Raw genomic sequence first — 16233 nt, 5'->3', positions numbered from 1 at the left:
CCGGACGGGGCGGACATCACACCGGCGCGCCGCGGACCGCTCGCCGGAACCCTCGCGCGCCGGGGTGGATCGCTGGTAGGCTGTCTGAGGCTTGTGCGCCCCGGTGCACGAGCGAACCGTCCTCCCGGCCCGGACCCCTGGTCCCGCCGACGGGCGGAGCACGTCCCCCGACCCTACTCATTTCCTGTCCCGACGGAGTCCATACCTACATGACCGACACCACGACCCCCCAGATCGCCATCAACGACATCGGTGACGCCGACGAGCTCATGGCCGCCATCGATGCCACCATCAAGTACTTCAACGACGGCGACATCGTCGAAGGCACCGTGGTGAAGGTCGATCACGACGAGGTCCTCCTGGACATCGGCTACAAGACCGAGGGCGTCATCCCCTCGCGCGAGCTGTCCATCAAGCACGACGTCGACCCGGCCGACGAGGTCGAGGTCGGCGACGAGATCGAGGCCCTCGTCCTCCAGAAGGAGGACAAGGAGGGTCGCCTGATCCTGTCCAAGAAGCGCGCCCAGTACGAGCGCGCCTGGGGCTCGATCGAGCAGATCAAGGAGGACGAGGGCGTCGTCACCGGTCGCGTCATCGAGGTCGTCAAGGGCGGCCTCATCGTCGACATCGGCCTGCGCGGCTTCCTCCCGGCCTCCCTCGTGGAGATGCGCCGCGTCCGCGATCTGCAGCCCTACGTCGGCCAGGAGATCGAGGCGAAGATCATCGAGCTGGACAAGAACCGCAACAACGTGGTCCTGTCCCGCCGCGCCTACCTGGAGGAGACCCAGTCCGCGGTCCGCTCCGACTTCCTGCAGACCCTCCAGAAGGGCCAGGTCCGCGAGGGCGCCGTGTCCTCGATCGTCAACTTCGGCGCCTTCGTCGACCTCGGCGGCGTCGACGGCCTGGTGCACGTCTCCGAGCTTTCCTGGAAGCACATCGACCACCCCTCCGAGGTCGTCGAGGTGGGCCAGAAGGTCAAGGTCGAGGTCCTCGACGTCGACATGGACCGCGAGCGCGTCTCCCTGTCGCTGAAGGCGACCCAGGAGGACCCCTGGCAGCTCTTCGCCCGCACCCACGCCATCGGCGAGGTCGTGCCCGGCAAGGTCACCAAGCTCGTCCCCTTCGGCGCCTTCGTCCGCGTCGAGGACGGCATCGAGGGCCTCGTGCACATCTCCGAGCTGGCCCAGCGCCACGTGGATCTGCCCGAGCAGGTCGTCACCGTCGACCAGGACGTCTTCGTCAAGGTCATCGACATCGACCTCGAGCGTCGCCGCATCTCCCTCTCCCTCAAGCAGGCGAACGAGGGCGTGGACCCCGAGGGCGACGACACCACCTTCGATCCCGCGCTCTACGGCATGGCCGCGGAGTACGACGCCAACGGCGAGTACAAGTACCCCGAGGGCTTCGACCCGGAGACCAACGAGTGGCTCGAGGGCTACGACGCCCAGCGCGAGGAGTGGGAGGCCCAGTACGCGGCCGCGTACGAGCGCTGGACCGCCCACAAGGCCCAGGTCGCCGAGGCGATCCGCGCCGACGAGGAGTCCGCGAACGCTCCGGCCGCCGCCTCGACCTCCTCCTCGTCCGAGTCCGCGCCCGCCGCGCAGTCCTCCTACCAGTCGAGCTCCTCGGACGAGGGCACCCTCGCCTCCGACGAGGCCCTGGCCGCCCTGCGCGCCAAGCTCACCGGCAACTGATCCTCGGATCACCCGACGGCCCGGTCCTCGCGACTCGCGGGGGCCGGGCCGTCCCCGTTCCCGGCGTTCGGGCGGCGCCGATCCGGGAGAATCGCGGCAGGGCACACTAGGGTCATGACCACTTCTCTCGAGTCCCACCCGATCCACACCTGGCTCACGGACATGGACGGCGTGCTCGTCCACGAGCAGTCCGCTCTGCCCGGCGCCCCCGAGTTCATCGCCGCGCTGCAGCAGTACGGGCGGCCCTTCCTGGTGCTGACCAACAACTCGATCTTCACCCCGCGCGATCTCCGGGCGCGCCTTGCCCGCAGCGGCATCGACCTCCCCGAGGAGTCGATCTGGACCAGCGCCCTGGCCACCGCCCGCTTCCTCGCCGAGCAGCAGCCCGGCGCCTCCGCCTACGTGATCGGCGAGGCCGGGCTCACCACCGCCATCCACGACGAGGGCTTCATCCTCGCCGACAGCGACGTCGAGTTCGTGGTGCTGGGGGAGACGCGCACCTACTCCTTCGAGTCCATCACCCGGGCCATCCGGCTGATCAAGGGCGGGGCGAAGTTCATCGCCACGAACCCCGACGTCACCGGGCCCAGCGCCGAGGGTCCGCTGCCGGCGACCGGCTCCGTCGCCGCGATGATCACGGCCGCGACCGGGATCCATCCGTACTACGTCGGCAAGCCGAACCCGCTCATGATGCGCACCGCCCTGAACCGCATCGGAGGCCACTCGGAGACCTCGGTGATGATCGGTGACCGGATGGATACGGACGTGAAGTCGGGGCTCGAGGCGGGCATGCGCTCGATCCTCGTCCTCACCGGCTCCACCGACGTCGACGAGATCGCGCAGTTCCCCTTCCGGCCCACCGCGGTGCTGGACGGCATCGCGGACGTGGTCCCCTTCGTCGAGCGGCTGACCCCGCACGAGGCCGTCGAGCTCGACGAGGACTGACATCACGGGGCCGGCATCGGTGCCCGGACCGGACCGACAGCCGCTCTCCGACCTGTCCGGCCCGCTCTGTGAAGATCCGGTGATGCCGGCGTGCGGGGTCGGCGAGTCCGCCTTGACCCCGGGCGTCCGAGCTGGAAAGGTCACGAGCAGCTCGCCGGAAGGTCAAGGAACGGTAAACGCCCAGGGGCGGTGGAGGAGTCCACGTCCCGACCGTCCGGAGGAGCCCGCGGGGGACAGATGCTCCCCCCGACGCACTCGGAAGGAGACGACGATGACTCGTCGGCACCAGGTCAGGACCCTCGCCGCGCTCGGCCTCGGCGCCCCGCTGCTCGTGGGGCTCGGCATCGGAGGATTCTCGCAGGCGGTCGCGACGACCGCCGCGCCGCCCGCCCAGGACGTGCCCGCCGCGGTCGCCGCGCCCGCCGAGCGGACGAGCTCGCAGGAGGACACCGCGGAGGAGGACGGCGCCGCCGGGGAGGCGAACGCCGCCCCGAGCGACGTCTTCACCACGGGCTCCCAGGAGTTCGCCCGCGCCGACCGGAGCACGATCACGGCGGAGGACGTCGCCTCGCAGCTGTACGGCTACGCCGCGGACACGAGCCTGAGTGACGAGGCCACGTGCACCGACGGCCTCGCCCTGGACCAGCCCGGCGCGGTCACCCGCTGCACCGTGATCGGCTGGAGCGGCGAGCAGGAGACCTACTACGGCTACATGGCGCCGGCCGGCGTCGCCGAGGCCGACTACTGGCTCTACTTCAGCAAGGACGCCCCGCTGCCCGAGGAGGCCGCCGCGACGCTCAACGACGGGCTGAACGGCACCGGCGCCTACCCCGTCTGGGGAGAGGAGCAGGAGCAGCCCACCACGCTGACGGAGGACGTCGCCGTGGAGCGCGCGAACTTCGTGCTCGACGGCTTCGGCCGTGAGGACCTCACGGTCACCTCCGTCGAGGGGGAGGTGGATCTCACCTCGACCACCCCGGTGCGAGGCACCGCCGTGGAGGACGGCTCCGGCCGCACCGTCGGGGTGACGCTGCTGCCGATCCCCACCGACGGCGAGGCCCCCGCGATGATGATCAGCATCGACGGCCCCTGATCCCCGTTCCGCTCCCCGCCGGTCAGCCGCCCGCGGGGGACAGCTGAGCCCCCGGGCGGGCGTCCGCACGGCGCGGACGCCCGCCCGGACGTCGTCCCGCTCATGAGATGATCGACGACATGCTGCGCTGGCTCACGGCCGGGGAATCCCACGGCCCCTCCCTCCTCTCCCTGCTCGACGGCGTCCCCGCCGGGATCGAGCTGACCAGTGACGATCTGAAGGATGCGCTCGCGCGCCGCCGCCTCGGCCACGGCCGCGGCAGCCGCCAGAAGTTCGAGCAGGACGTGCTGACGATCCACGGCGGGCTCCGCCACGGCCTCACCCTCGGCTCCCCGCTCGCGATCGAGATCGCGAACTCCGAATGGCCGAAGTGGGAGAAGGTCATGAGCGCGGACCCCGTCCCGCGCGAGGACCTGCTGATCGACGCCGGCACCGGCGACGAGCGCGAGATCGCGCGCAACCGCCCTCTCTCGCGCCCCCGCCCCGGCCACGCCGACCTCTCCGGGATGCTGAAGTACGGCTTCGACGAGGCCCGCCCCGTCCTGGAGCGCGCCAGCGCCCGCGAGACCGCGGCCCGGGTCGTCGCCGGCCGCGTCGCCGCGGCCCTGCTCGAGCAGGCCGCCGGCATCCGGCTGGTCTCCCACACCCTCTCCGTCGGCTCCGTGTCCGTGCCCGAGGACGCGCCGCTGCCCACCCCCGACCACCTGGAGCAGCTCGACGCCGATCCGCTGCGCTGCTTCCACGACGACACCTCCGCGGCGATGGTCGACGAGGTCGACGCCGCGAAATCCGACGGCGACACCCTCGGCGGCGTCGTCGAGGTCCTCGCCTACGGCCTTCCCGTCGGCCTCGGCTCCCACACCCAGTGGGACCGCAAGCTCGACGCGCGCCTCGCCCAGGCCGTCATGTCGATCCAGGCCATGAAGGGCGTCGAGATCGGCGACGGCTTCGCCACCGCCGCCCGCCGCGGCTCCGTCGCCCACGACGAGATCCTCGTCGCGCCCTCCCCGCGCGGCGAGCGCTCCGCCTTCCCGCGCGCCACCAACCGCGCCGGCGGCCTCGAGGGCGGGATGACCAACGGCGAGGTGCTGCGCGTGCGCGGGGCGCTCAAGCCGATCTCCACCGTCCCGCGCGCGCTGCGCACGGTCGACGTCTCCACCGGCGAGCAGACCACCGCCAACCATCAGCGCTCCGACACCTGCGCGGTCGCGCCGGCCGCGGTGATCGCCGAGGCGGTGGTCGCCCTGACCCTGGCCGATGCGCTGCTGGAGAAGACCGGCGGGGACAGCATCGACGAGATCCGCGCCCACCTCGAGGGCACGCTCGACCTCCAGGCCGGGCTCGTCCGCCGTGGGGAGGGCTCCACCTCGTGACCGGTCCCGTGGTCGTCCTGATCGGTCCGATGGCCGCCGGGAAGACCAGCGTGGGACGCGCCCTGGCCGCGCGCCTCGGCGTCCCCTTCGCCGACCTCGACGCGCTGATCGTCCAGGAGGCCGGACGCACGATCCCGGACATCTTCGCGGACGAGGGGGAGCCCGCCTTCCGCGAACGGGAGGCCCGCTCGCTCGTCCGCGCTGTCGCGCACCAGCGGGGCGTGCTCTCCCTCGGAGGCGGCGCCCCGATGCACGCCGGCGCCGCCTCGACCCTGCGCGACCTGCCCGTGGTGCTGCTCGAGATCGACGAGGAGACGGTCTCGCGCCGGCTCGCCCACGGCGTCGGCCGCCCGATGCTGTCCGGCGAGGATCCCATGGCCCGCTGGCGCGAGCTCGCCGCCGCCCGGGCGGACACCTATCGTGGACTGGCGACCCACCGCATCGACGCCGCCCTCGGCAGCCCGGACCGGGTGGCCCTCGCCATCATCGACGCCCTGCAGCTTCAGAGGCCCGCGCGCCCCCAGGAGGAGACCGAATGAGCACCACCGTCATCCCCGTCACCACGCCCACCGGCGGCTACGACGTGCACGTGGGACGGGGCCTGCTCGAGCAGATCCCGGCCCTGGTGCCCGAGCGCGCCCGGCGCGTGGTGATCGTGCACCAGCCGAGCCTGCGCGACGTCGCCGAGCAGGTCCGCGCCGGGATCGAGGAGACGGGGCGGCAGTCCTTCGCCGCCGAGGTCCCCGACGGCGAGGAGGCCAAGACCGCGCAGGTCGCCGGGTTCCTGTGGGGCGTGTGCGGCCAGGCCGAGATCGGCCGCCAGGACCTCGTGATCGGGCTCGGCGGCGGCGCGGCGACGGACCTCGCCGGCTTCGTCGCGGCCTCCTGGCTGCGCGGCGTCGACGTGCTCCAGGTCCCCACCACCGTCGCCGCGATGGTCGATGCGGCCGTGGGCGGCAAGACCGGCATCAACACGTCCGAGGGGAAGAACCTCGTCGGCGCCTTCCACCCGCCGATCGCCGTGGTCGCCGACCTCGACGTGCTCGGAGGGCTCGGTCGCAACGACGTCGCCGCCGGACTCGCCGAGGCGGTCAAGGCCGGCTTCATCGAGGACACCGCGATCCTCGACATCGTCGAGCAGGACCCCGCCGCGGTGCTCGATGTCTCCACCGACGCCTTCCGCGAGGTGATCGAGCGGGCGATCCGGGTCAAGGCCCGCGTGGTCTCCGCGGACCTGCGCGAGAGCGGAGAGCGGGAGATTCTCAACTACGGCCATACCCTCGCCCACGCGATCGAGCGCAACGAGCGCTACCAGTGGCGCCACGGCGCTGCCGTGAGCATCGGGATGATGTTCGTCGCCGAGCTCTCCCACCTCTCCGGCAAGCTCTCCGAGGCCGAGGTGGACCGCCACCGCAGCATCCTCACCTCGCTCGGCCTGCCCGTCACCTACCGCGACCGTCAGTGGCCCAAGCTCGAGGACGCGATGAAGCGGGACAAGAAGACCCGCGCCGGCCTGCTGCGCTTCGTGGTCCTGGACCGGATCGGCTCGGTCTCCCGGATCGAGGGGCCCGATCCCGCGCTCCTGCTGAGCGCCTACGCCGCGATCACCGACGACTGAGCACACCCGGGCCCGCCCGAGCAAGGAGGAGCACCATGACCGAGCGTCCCGGGACCGCCGCGCAGGACGACCCCCTGGACCAGCCCGGCACCGCGGACCAACCCGGCCCCGCCGTGCAGGAGGGGATGGTCGATGTGCGCCGCCGCACCGCGACCGTGCGCGGCGTCGAGTTCGGCCGCGGGCGCCCCGAGATCATCGTGCCGCTGGTGGGCGACGACCTCGACGCCCTGCTCGCCCAGGCCGAGGCGGCGAGCGCGACCCCGGCCCGCGTGGTCGAGTGGCGCCTGGACCGCTTCCGCCCCGACCTCGAGGACGCCGAGCACCACCGCGAGGCGGTCCTCGCCGCGCTCGGCCCGCTGCGCGCCGCCCTCGGCGCCGACCGCGCCCTGCTGGTCACCTTCCGCACCACCGCCGAGGGCGGACAGAGGCCCTACGGCCCCCGCGCGCTCGTCTCGTTGCTTCAGGCGCTGATCACCGGTCGCCGGGCGGGCACGCAGTCCGCCGTCGACCTCGTCGACATCGAGACCTCCCTCGATCCCGCAGTGGTCGCCTCGGTCATCGACTCCGCCCGTCGTCACGGCATCGCCGTGGTCGGCTCCTACCACGACATGGAGGGCACCCCCGACGAGGAGACGATCGCGGGGATCCTGCGCGAGCAGCGGCGTCTCGGCGCGGATATCCCGAAGGTCGCCGTCACCCCGCGCACCTCCCGCGACGTGCTCACCCTGCTCTCGGCGAGTCTTGCCGTCGCCGAGGAGCAGACAGGCCCGCACATCGCGATCTCCATGGGCACCCTCGGGGCGAGCAGCCGCGTGGCCGCCGAAGCGTTCGGCAGCTGTGCGACCTTCGCGACCGCAGGGGAGGGGTCCGCGCCCGGCCAGCTCGGCGCGGACGACGTCGCCCGGATGATCGAGCTCCTGCGGCCCTGACCCGGCCCGGGCCAGCGCCTCGGCGCTCCGACCGGACCGCGGAGCGGCCGGCGCGCCGACCCCCGGCAGCACAGCCGCCTCAGCGCGGCGAAGCGGTCCCGGAGTCCTGCTCCTCGCGCCTCTCGTTCTCGGCGGTGCCGGGCAGCTCCGCCGGATCCGGGAAGATCCGGTCCTCGTAGTCGCTCGCGTCGAGGTCCTCGGCCGCGGCGTCCTCGGCGAGGTCGTCGTGGTCGACGTCGACGACGGGGATCGCCCCCGTCTCCTGCGCGACCCGCTCCCGCTCGTCCCTACGGGTGCGGCGCACCAGCTGCTTCAGCTGGGTCGCGGACATCGTCACCTGCCACTCCTGATGGGCCGGCAGCGACCAGCGGCGCCACGCCGCGACGCCGGCGAGCAGCGCGCCGACGGCGACCGCGACCAGCACCGTCGGGGAGGGCAGGCCGAGGGCCAGCACCAGCCAGGTCAGCACCGCGGTGACCAGCGCGCCGGTCGCGTACAGCGGGCCGCCCCCGAAGACCTGGGGGATCCTTCCCACCAGCACGTCGCGGATCACGCCGCCGCCCACCGCGCTGGTGACCCCGAGCAGGATCGCCGGCAGCGTGTCCAGGCCGTAGCCCAGGGACTTCGCGGTGCCGGTCGCAGCCCACAGCCCCATCGCCGCGATGTCCAGCGCCGTCACCAGGCGGCGCCACCAGGGGCCGTCCGCATGGATGACGAAGGTGAACATGGCTCCGCCGAGGGCGCAGGTGAGATACCAGGGCCCGTCGAAGGCCGCCGGGGTGCCGTAGTCGAGGATCAGATCGCGCACCAGACCGCCGCCGAGCCCGGCGACGATGCCGATCACCGCGAAGCCGACCGCGTCGAAGTTCAGCCGGGAGGCGATCGCACCGGCCGCCACGCCCATCACGAACACGCCCACGAGGTCCAGCACGCGGAGGAAGTCGTTCGTCACGAGCAGCTCAAGAGGATCCACCCCAGCACCGTAGTCCGTGCAGGCAGGGGCGTGAACGCCACCGTGACCCGGCCGACCCGCCCTACCATCGGACCATGCCCGGCAGCATTCCTCCCCCTCGTCCTGACCGCCCCCTGCGGATCGGCCTCACCGGCGGCATCGGCGCGGGCAAGTCGACCGTCGCCGCACTCTGGCGTGAACGCGGCCTGCGCGTGATCGATCTGGACGCCCACTCCCGGGCCGTCCTGGACATCCCCGGCGACGGGGTCGAGGAGGCGATCGCCCGCTTCGGCGAGGACGTGCGGAACCCGGCCGGCACGATCGACCGCGCCGCCATGGCCCGGATCGTCTTCGCCGATGCCGCGGCCCGCGCCGACCTCGAGCGGATCGTGCTCTCCCGCGTGGACCGCGCGGTCGCGGAGGAGGAGGCCGAGGCGGCCGCGTCGGGGGAGCGGGTCATCGTCCACGACAGCCCGCTGCTGCTGGAGAAGCACAGCGAGCCCGACTACGACGCGGTCGTCGCGGTGCTCGCCCGGCGAGAGGACCGCATCGAGCGGGTGGTCCGGGACCGGGGCAGGGACCGCGGCTATGTCGAGTCGGTCATGGCGGCGCAGGTCACCGATCTCGAACGGATCCGCCGTGCGGACCGCCTGGTGCTGAACACGGCCGATCGACCCGCTCTCCTCGCGCGCTCCGGGCGTGCCCTCGACGCGGTCCTCGAGGAGCACGACCTCCGCACCTGATCGCGTCGGACCCCGGCCGAACCGGTCCCGGGCGCTGCCTGTGCGCTGCCCCACCCGGAACTGCGGGGCCCTCGGCCCTGAGCGGACAGAGGCCCCGCACCGTGTCCTCCGACGGCCCCGGGTCGTAGGCTCGTCCTCATGCGTCCCGTCACCGATCTCGTCCGCGCCGAGCACCCCTTCGAGGTCGTCTCCGAGTACTCGCCCTCGGGCGATCAGCCGCAGGCGATCAAGGAGCTCACCAAGAGGATCAACGACGGCGAGCAGGACGTGGTCCTGCTCGGCGCGACCGGCACCGGCAAGTCCGCGACGACGGCCTGGCTGATCGAGCAGGTGCAGCGTCCCACCCTGGTCATGGCGCACAACAAGACCCTCGCCGCGCAGCTCGCCAGCGAGTTCCGGGAGCTGCTTCCGCACAACGCGGTGGAGTACTTCGTCTCCTACTACGACTACTACCAGCCCGAGGCGTACGTCCCGCAGTCGGACACCTACATCGAGAAGGACTCCTCGATCAACGCCGAGGTGGAGCGGCTGCGGCACAGTGCCACCAACTCGCTGCTGACCCGCCGGGACGTCGTCGTGGTCTCCTCCGTCTCCTGCATCTACGGCCTGGGCACCCCGCAGGAGTACGTGGACCGGATGGTGCAACTGAGCGTCGGCGACCAGCTGGACCGCGACGAGCTGCTGACCCGCTTCGTGGACATGCAGTACGACCGCAACGACATCGCCTTCGAGCGCGGCACCTTCCGGGTGCGCGGGGACACGGTCGAGATCATCCCGATGTACGAGGAGCTCGCGATCCGCATCGAGTTCTTCGGCGACGAGATCGATGCGCTCTACACCCTCCATCCTATTACCGGCGAGGTCATCCGGCAGGAGGACCACATCCACATCTTCCCCGCCTCCCACTACGTCGCCGGTCCCGAGCGTCTCTCCCGCGCGATCGGCACGATCGAGGAGGAGCTCGCCGAGCGGCTCGAGGAGCTCGAGGGGCAGAACAAGCTGCTCGAGGCGCAGCGCCTGCGCATGCGCACCACCCACGACCTCGAGATGCTGCGGCAGATGGGCTCGACCAACGGTGTGGAGAACTACTCCCGCCATCTCGACGGCCGCGCGCCGGGCACCGCCCCGAACACCCTCATGGACTACTTCCCCGAGGACTTCCTGCTGGTCATCGACGAGTCCCATGTGACCGTCCCGCAGATCGGCGCGATGTACGAAGGGGACCGCTCCCGCAAGCGCACCCTGGTGGACTTCGGCTTCCGCCTGCCCTCGGCGCTCGACAACCGCCCGCTGACCTTCTCGGAGTTCACCGAGCGCACCGGTCAGACCGTCTACCTCTCCGCGACCCCCGCCGAGTACGAGCTGAACCGCGCCCACGGCGTGGTCGAGCAGATCATCCGGCCGACGGGACTGGTGGACCCCGAGGTGATCGTCAAGCCCGTCAAGGGCCAGATCGACGACCTGCGCGAGGAGATCGAGAAGCGGGTGCAGCGCGACGAGCGGGTGCTCGTGACCACGCTGACCAAGCGCATGGCCGAGGACCTCACCGACTTCCTGCTCGAGAACGGGGTGCGGGTCCAGTACCTCCACTCCGACGTGGACACCCTGCGCCGCATCGAGCTGCTGCGCTCCCTCCGCCAGGGCGAGTACGACGTGCTGGTCGGCATCAACCTGCTGCGCGAGGGCCTGGACCTGCCCGAGGTGTCCCTGGTCGCGATCCTGGACGCGGACAAGGAGGGCTTCCTCCGCTCCCGCACCTCGCTGATCCAGACGATCGGCCGTGCGGCCCGCAACGTCTCCGGCCAGGTGCACATGTACGCGGACACGATCACCGACTCGATGCAGGACGCGATCGACGAGACCAACCGTCGCCGCGAGAAGCAGATCGCGTACAACACCGAGCACGGCATCGACCCGACCCCGCTGCGCAAGCGGATCGCGGACGTCACGGACATGCTGGCCCGCGAGGACATCGACACCGACACCCTCCTGGCCACCGACTACCGCTCCGGGAAGGAGAAGGTGGCCCAGGACCGGGCGCGCGCGAACGCCGTCGACTCGATCCAGGGTCGCCAGATCGACCTCGGCGACGATCCCGTCGGCGCGCTGACCGGCATGATCGACGAGATGACCGCGCAGATGCACCAGGCCGCGGAATCCCTGAACTTCGAGGTCGCGGCGCGGCTGCGCGACGAGGTGCAGGAGCTGAAGAAGGAGCTGCGCGCGGTGCAGCGCTCCTGAGCCGATGGCGACGAGGCACGGGCGCGCGCTGGGCGCCGCGCTGACCGCCGGGCACCGGCTGCGGCGGCTCTGGTGGCGGGTGCGCAGGCCGCGCACCTTCGGAGTGAAGGTGCTGCTGCATCCTCCGGAGGACCCTTCGCGGTTCCTCGCCGTGCGGCACTCCTACGTCGACCGGGACCGTTGGGCACTGCCGGGAGGCCGCTATCGTCCTCGCCGCGAGAGCCCTGCCGAGGCCGGACGTCGCGAGGTCGCCGAGGAGCTCGCCCTCGCGATCACGGGAGACCTCCAGGAGGTGACGGCTCTCGAGACGGTCACCGAGGGCAAGCGCGACCGGCTCACGATCCTCGTCGGCACCGCCGCCTCGAGGGAGGTCAGCACCTCGCTCGAGCTGAGCGAGGCCCGGTGGCTGCGCACCGATCTCGCGGACGTCCCTGATGGGGCGCCCCTCTCGCGCTGGCTGCGAATCGCGCTCAGCCCTCCGGATCCGTCGCCCGCTCCCAGCTCTCGACCGGACCCGGCACCACGGTGAACAGCGGATGCACCGTCGGCGCGGAATGCGCTGCGGTGAGCGCCTCGCTCCCGGGACTGCGCTGCGCGAGCTTGGCGAGCAGATGGCGCCATTCCAGGTCGACCTGCCCCCGGGTCACGGGGATACGTGGCACGCCGGCCGCGGCATCCGTCGGTGCGTGGCCGGTGAGCTCCTCGGGGCGGCGGTCGATCCGCGAGAGGTCGAAGCGGTAGCCGCGAGCGGTCGCCTCCCGGGCGAGCACCTCGAGGTAGGTGCCCACGGCATCGAGCGGGGCGGGCTGGGCCCGGAACCGTTCGAGCTGCGGGTGGGAGCGGTACCCGCGAGTGCGCCCGGCGAGCACGGCCTGCGCCAGCAGCGATTCCCGCCAGCAGCCCGTGAGGCCCTGGCGGTCGAGTTGGCGGGGGTGCAGTGACCAGAGGCGCATCGGCCCATCCTCCCTCATCCGCCGAGGCGCGGTCGAAGGTCACCCCGGGCACCGACGATCGTCGTCCGTCACGGTCGGGATCGCCCGATAGCGTCGAGGGCACGACACGCCCCGTGGCGCGCGGCGGGCCCCGCCGCGAGAGAAGGAGGACCCCGTGACACAGTCCCAGCGCACCCGCATCGTGTCCCTGGCCGTCGGCACGGCTGCCGCGTCCGGCCTCGGGATGATCCCTGTGCACCGTCTCCCGCGCCCGGTGCGCGTCGGATACGTCGCGCTCCCCGCGGTGCTGACCACCGGTGTCAGCCTCCTCGCCGCGCAGGGCCGGCCGGGAGCGCCGGACGACGGCGACGCGTCGCGCCTCCGCGGTCTCCGGACGCCGACCCTCCCCGAGGCGGCCCTCTCGCTCGGCCTCGGTGGTCTGATGGCCGGAGCCGGGGTGGCAGGCCTCCGGCTGGATGGCGCGGTCGAGGGCTTCCTGCGTCGACGAGGCGTGAAAGCCCCGCGCGTCTGGATCGGGCTCGCCACCGGTGCGGTGACCCTGGCATCGGTGCTGCTCGACGACCAGAACCCAGAGCTCGAGGGCACCTCGACGCAGGAGCAGGTGCTCGCCCTCCTGACACGGGAGGACCCGGCGGGCCTCGCCCCGGGCACGGACGGCATGCCCGAGGACGAGTACGAGCCGGAGGCGCAGGCGATCGCGGAGCTGCTGGACACCGGTGTCGCGCCCACGGCGGCGCAGCTCGACGAGCTCTGGGAGCACTGGTTCTCCGAGCCGCTCAGCCCGCTGCTGGGCGCTCGACGCATGGACTCCCTGCTCGAGGAGCTCGCCGCGCTGGTCCCTGGGCACCCCGGCGTGTAGCACCCGCGCCGGAGCTCGGGGGTCTGCCAGGATCGAGCGATGGGGACCCTTCGATGCGCGCCGCCGTTCGTCGTCCTGCGCGGGAACTCCGCCTCCGGGAAGTCGACGGTGGCACGACGCGTCCAGCGTGCCCTGCCGCGCGGCGAGGTCGCCGTGATCGGGCAGGACCATGTGCGGCGCGAGCTGCTGTGGGAGCACGACAGCGGGCAGGGGGACACCGTCGGCCTGCTCGAGACGATGGTCCGGCACTGCCTCGGGGTCGGGCGGATCACGCTCCTCGAGGGCATCTACGCGGACCTCGCACGGCACGGGTGACGGTGGTCCTCCGCTGCACGCCGCGCCGGCCACTTCCGCACTGAGGCAGCGGTCGCTGGGAGGCCCGCGGCGCTCACTTCTCCGCCGAGCGCTCCGTGATCGCGAGGTCCAGCGGGAAGTCGATCGGGCTGCCGGGGAAGAGCAGCCGTCCGGCCGCGTCGGCGCTCTCGCGGATCGCGGCGGCCGCGGCCTCCGCCTGATCGGCCGGGGCGTGCACGATCACCTCGTCGTGGAGGAAGAACGCCAGGTGCGCGCGGCGGGAGAACACCGGTCCCGAGGCGTCGGCCCGCTCGTCGGCGGCGACCTCAGGGAGCTGCGCGAGCCGCAGCCGCAGCGCCGCCATCCAGGACAGCGCCCATTCCGCCGCGGTGCCCTGCACCATGAAGTTGCGGGTGAACCGGCCGCGGTCGCGGGCCGAGCGACGGGCCCGCTCCTGCTCGCCGGCGGCCGCATCGGGCCCGTTCGCGGAGCGCTGCGCCTGCACCCAGCCGGGCTCGGGGGCGGGGGAGGAGCGGCCGAGCCAGGTCGTGACCGTCCCGCCGCGCTCCCCCGTCGCGGCGGCACCGTCCACGAGAGCCATCGCCTCGGGGAAGGTGCGGCGGAGCCGGGGCACGACGCGACCGCTGTCCCCGGTGGTCCCGCCGTACAGGGCGCCGAGCACCCCGATCTTCGCCTCCTGCCGGCTCGCGACCACGCCCGCCTCGACGATGCCCGAGTAGAGGTCCTTCCCGGCCGCCGCCTCGATCATCGCCGCGTCGCGGGACATGGCGGCGAGCACCCGCGGCTCGAGCTGGGAGACATCGGCGCTGACCAGCAGCCAGCCGGCATCGGCACGGAGCGCGGGCCGCAGCCGGCGCGGGATCTGCAGCGCCCCGCCGCCGCTGGAGGCCCAGCGCCCGGTGACCACGCCGCCCGGCACGTAGACGGGCCGGTAGCGGCCCTCCCGCACCCATTCGTCCAGCCACGTCCAGCCGTTGGCGGTCAGCAGGCGGGACATCTTCTTGTACCGCAGCAGCGGCTCGATCGCCGGATGCTCGTGCTCCTGCAGCTCCCACTGGGAGGTGGAGGAGACGTCGATGCCAGCGCGGTGCAGGGCGCGCAGCAGCTTCGGCGGCGAGTCCAGCGACACGGTCGGGTCTCCGAGAGCGGTGCGCACCTCGGCGGCGACCTGCACCATCTGCGCGGGGAGCGTCCCGGGGGAGGGGCGCGGCCCCAGGGCCTCGGTGAGGATCCGGTCGTGCTCGGCCACGTCCCAGGGGATCCCCGCCGCCTGCAGCTCGGCCGCGATCAGCGCCCCGGCGGACTCCGCCGCCAGCAGCAGCCGCAGCCGCGCCGGGTCCCCGGCGCCCGCGATCGCCGAGAGCTGCCGCTCGAGCTCCGCACCGGTCTCCTCGATCCCGTCGGGCACGCCGTGGGCGGCCGACGGCTGGGCCTCGAGGTCGAAGAGGGTCGCGCCGAGATCGCGCCGCGGCTCCTCCGGCTCGAGCGGGGTGTCCCACTCGGTGCGCTCCCGCAGAGGACCGGGCTCCGTCACCAGCTCGGAATGGCGCAGGATCCGGTGCACCAGGCGCAGGTCGTGGCAGCGCTCGAGCGTCACCCCGGCCGCGAGCAGGCGCGGGTACCAGGCCGCGGCGTCGCTCCAGACCCAGCGCGGCCGGTGCACGGCCTCGAGCTCGGCGACGAGGGCGGGGAGCTCGTCGAGGGTGGAGGTCCGCTCGTCGAGGACCGAGCCGTCGGACGCGACCTCGCGCAGCACGACCGCTCCGCCCGCCCCGCGACCGAGCACGCACCGCGCCGGGCCGGGCGCGGCGGTGCCGGGCGGGGGAGAGGTCACCAGCCCCGCTCGCGCCAGACCGGGAGGGAGGCCCGCTCGGCCCCGAGCGTGGTGTCGTCGCCGTGGCCCGGGTACACCCAGGTCGCATCGTCCAGCCGGTCGAAGATCCGCTGCTCGACGTCGTCGATCAGCTGCGCGAAGCGCTGCGGGTCCCGGTCGGTGTTGCCCACCCCGCCGGGGAAGAGGGAGTCGCCGGTGAAGAGGTGGTCGCCCTCCTCGCCGCCGCGCCACAGCACCGCGACCGAGCCGGGGGTGTGGCCGCGCAGGTGGATGATCTCCACCCGCTGCTCGCCGAACTCGATCACGTCGCCGTGGGCGAGGGGCAGGTCGATCTTCTCTGCGATCTCCTTCGCGTCCTCCGCACCGGCGGCGGTGCGGGCGCCGGTCGCCGAGACCATCTCCGCCAGAGCGCCCACGTGGTCGTGGTGGGAGTGAGTGGTGAGGATGACGTCCAGCCAGTTGTGCTCGGCGCCCGCCGCGATCATCCGGCGCAGGGCGTCGGGGTCCGCGGCCGCATCGATCAGCAGCTGGGCTCCGTTCGACCGACAGGTCAGCAGGTAGGCGTTGTTGTCCATCGGCCCGACGGACAGCTTGCGGATCTGCAGGTGCTCGAAGTCTCGCACGGCGGGCTCGCCGCCCGGCTCGACATGTCCGGTGTACTCATGATCGTTCATGGGGACAGTA

At 72.6% G+C, this 16233-nt stretch carries 16 protein-coding genes; 12 read left to right on the top strand and 4 right to left on the bottom strand.

Going from position 1 to position 16233, the window contains the following annotated elements; all coding sequences use genetic code 11:
• Positions 1-209 precede the first annotated feature (209 nt).
• From rpsA to aroD, 7 genes are all read left to right on the top strand, one after another.
• A complete protein-coding gene (rpsA, locus tag L3K22_RS00560) occupies positions 210-1694 on the top strand; it encodes a 30S ribosomal protein S1 (protein WP_053915848.1) in 1485 nt (494 codons plus the stop codon).
• A 114-nt stretch (positions 1695-1808) separates the two neighbouring features.
• On the top strand, positions 1809-2639 hold the full coding sequence (locus L3K22_RS00555) for an HAD-IIA family hydrolase (protein ID WP_263309691.1): 831 nt from the start codon (positions 1809-1811) through the stop codon (positions 2637-2639).
• Between the two features lie 271 nt (positions 2640-2910).
• Positions 2911-3732 (top strand): hypothetical protein, encoded by an 822-nt coding sequence (locus tag L3K22_RS00550; RefSeq protein WP_263309690.1) that lies wholly within the window; start codon positions 2911-2913, stop codon positions 3730-3732.
• A 119-nt stretch (positions 3733-3851) separates the two neighbouring features.
• On the top strand, positions 3852-5105 hold the full coding sequence (aroC, locus tag L3K22_RS00545; RefSeq protein WP_263309763.1) for a chorismate synthase: 1254 nt from the start codon (positions 3852-3854) through the stop codon (positions 5103-5105).
• Positions 5102-5644, top strand: a complete 543-nt coding sequence (locus tag L3K22_RS00540) for a shikimate kinase (RefSeq protein WP_263309689.1) — start codon at positions 5102-5104, stop codon at positions 5642-5644. The genes aroC and L3K22_RS00540 overlap by 4 nt, the downstream gene beginning before the upstream one ends.
• Entirely contained in the window at positions 5641-6723 is a 1083-nt protein-coding gene (aroB, locus tag L3K22_RS00535) for a 3-dehydroquinate synthase (protein WP_263309688.1), read from the top strand. The genes L3K22_RS00540 and aroB overlap by 4 nt, the downstream gene beginning before the upstream one ends.
• A gap of 35 nt (positions 6724-6758) precedes the next feature.
• Complete coding sequence (aroD, locus tag L3K22_RS00530; protein WP_263309687.1) at positions 6759-7652, top strand: type I 3-dehydroquinate dehydratase; 894 nt, start codon at positions 6759-6761, stop codon at positions 7650-7652.
• Between the two features lie 79 nt (positions 7653-7731).
• Here aroD and L3K22_RS00525 read toward each other — a convergent pair whose 3' ends face one another.
• Positions 7732-8625, bottom strand: a complete 894-nt coding sequence (locus L3K22_RS00525; protein WP_263309686.1) for a trimeric intracellular cation channel family protein — start codon at positions 8623-8625, stop codon at positions 7732-7734.
• 74 nt (positions 8626-8699) lie between these two features.
• Between L3K22_RS00525 and coaE the strand changes: the two genes are divergently transcribed.
• The 3 genes from coaE (at position 8700) to L3K22_RS00510 (ending at position 12117) form a co-directional block, all read left to right on the top strand.
• Positions 8700-9347 (top strand): dephospho-CoA kinase, encoded by a 648-nt coding sequence (coaE, locus tag L3K22_RS00520; RefSeq protein ID WP_263309685.1) that lies wholly within the window; start codon positions 8700-8702, stop codon positions 9345-9347.
• A 138-nt stretch (positions 9348-9485) separates the two neighbouring features.
• Positions 9486-11588, top strand: a complete 2103-nt coding sequence (gene uvrB / locus L3K22_RS00515) for an excinuclease ABC subunit UvrB (protein WP_263309684.1) — start codon at positions 9486-9488, stop codon at positions 11586-11588.
• A gap of 4 nt (positions 11589-11592) precedes the next feature.
• The gene (locus L3K22_RS00510; protein WP_263309683.1) at positions 11593-12117 is read left to right on the top strand and encodes an NUDIX domain-containing protein; all 525 of its coding nucleotides are present in this window, start codon (positions 11593-11595) and stop codon (positions 12115-12117) included.
• Here the strand turns inward: L3K22_RS00510 and L3K22_RS00505 are convergent.
• A complete protein-coding gene (locus L3K22_RS00505; RefSeq protein WP_263309682.1) occupies positions 12059-12541 on the bottom strand; it encodes a pyrimidine dimer DNA glycosylase/endonuclease V in 483 nt (160 codons plus the stop codon). The genes L3K22_RS00510 and L3K22_RS00505 overlap by 59 nt on opposite strands.
• A 154-nt stretch (positions 12542-12695) precedes the next feature.
• Between L3K22_RS00505 and L3K22_RS00500 the strand changes: the two genes are divergently transcribed.
• On the top strand, positions 12696-13400 hold the full coding sequence (locus L3K22_RS00500; RefSeq protein WP_263309681.1) for a hypothetical protein: 705 nt from the start codon (positions 12696-12698) through the stop codon (positions 13398-13400).
• A gap of 39 nt (positions 13401-13439) precedes the next feature.
• Positions 13440-13715, top strand: a complete 276-nt coding sequence (locus tag L3K22_RS00495; protein ID WP_263309680.1) for an AAA family ATPase — start codon at positions 13440-13442, stop codon at positions 13713-13715.
• A gap of 73 nt (positions 13716-13788) precedes the next feature.
• Here L3K22_RS00495 and L3K22_RS00490 read toward each other — a convergent pair whose 3' ends face one another.
• Entirely contained in the window at positions 13789-15549 is a 1761-nt protein-coding gene (locus tag L3K22_RS00490) for a bifunctional 3'-5' exonuclease/DNA polymerase (protein WP_263309679.1), read from the bottom strand.
• Positions 15546-16223, bottom strand: coding sequence for an MBL fold metallo-hydrolase (locus tag L3K22_RS00485; protein WP_263309678.1), 678 nt, complete (start codon positions 16221-16223; stop codon positions 15546-15548). The genes L3K22_RS00490 and L3K22_RS00485 overlap by 4 nt, the downstream gene beginning before the upstream one ends.
• Positions 16224-16233: the final 10 nt, after the last annotated feature.

The sequence above is a fragment of the Brachybacterium atlanticum genome, assembly GCF_025669985.1.
Taxonomy (GTDB): Bacteria; Actinomycetota; Actinomycetes; order Actinomycetales; family Dermabacteraceae; genus Brachybacterium; species Brachybacterium conglomeratum.
This window is presented reverse-complemented; position numbering and strand designations above follow the sequence as displayed.

What these genes read in the sequence shown, in the direction of transcription:
- rpsA (WP_053915848.1), top strand. Translation starts at nt 210, where the DNA reads ATGACCGACACCACGACCCCCCAGATCGCCATCAACGACATCGGTGAC.
- L3K22_RS00555 (WP_263309691.1), top strand. Translation starts at nt 1,809, where the DNA reads ATGACCACTTCTCTCGAGTCCCACCCGATCCACACCTGGCTCACGGAC.
- L3K22_RS00550 (WP_263309690.1), top strand. Translation starts at nt 2,911, where the DNA reads ATGACTCGTCGGCACCAGGTCAGGACCCTCGCCGCGCTCGGCCTCGGC.
- aroC (WP_263309763.1), top strand. Translation starts at nt 3,852, where the DNA reads ATGCTGCGCTGGCTCACGGCCGGGGAATCCCACGGCCCCTCCCTCCTC.
- aroB (WP_263309688.1), top strand. Translation starts at nt 5,641, where the DNA reads ATGAGCACCACCGTCATCCCCGTCACCACGCCCACCGGCGGCTACGAC.
- aroD (WP_263309687.1), top strand. Translation starts at nt 6,759, where the DNA reads ATGACCGAGCGTCCCGGGACCGCCGCGCAGGACGACCCCCTGGACCAG.
- coaE (WP_263309685.1), top strand. Translation starts at nt 8,700, where the DNA reads ATGCCCGGCAGCATTCCTCCCCCTCGTCCTGACCGCCCCCTGCGGATC.
- uvrB (WP_263309684.1), top strand. Translation starts at nt 9,486, where the DNA reads ATGCGTCCCGTCACCGATCTCGTCCGCGCCGAGCACCCCTTCGAGGTC.
- L3K22_RS00510 (WP_263309683.1), top strand. Translation starts at nt 11,593, where the DNA reads ATGGCGACGAGGCACGGGCGCGCGCTGGGCGCCGCGCTGACCGCCGGG.
- L3K22_RS00505 (WP_263309682.1), bottom strand. Translation starts at nt 12,541, where the DNA reads ATGCGCCTCTGGTCACTGCACCCCCGCCAACTCGACCGCCAGGGCCTC.
- L3K22_RS00495 (WP_263309680.1), top strand. Translation starts at nt 13,440, where the DNA reads ATGGGGACCCTTCGATGCGCGCCGCCGTTCGTCGTCCTGCGCGGGAAC.
- L3K22_RS00485 (WP_263309678.1), bottom strand. Translation starts at nt 16,223, where the DNA reads ATGAACGATCATGAGTACACCGGACATGTCGAGCCGGGCGGCGAGCCC.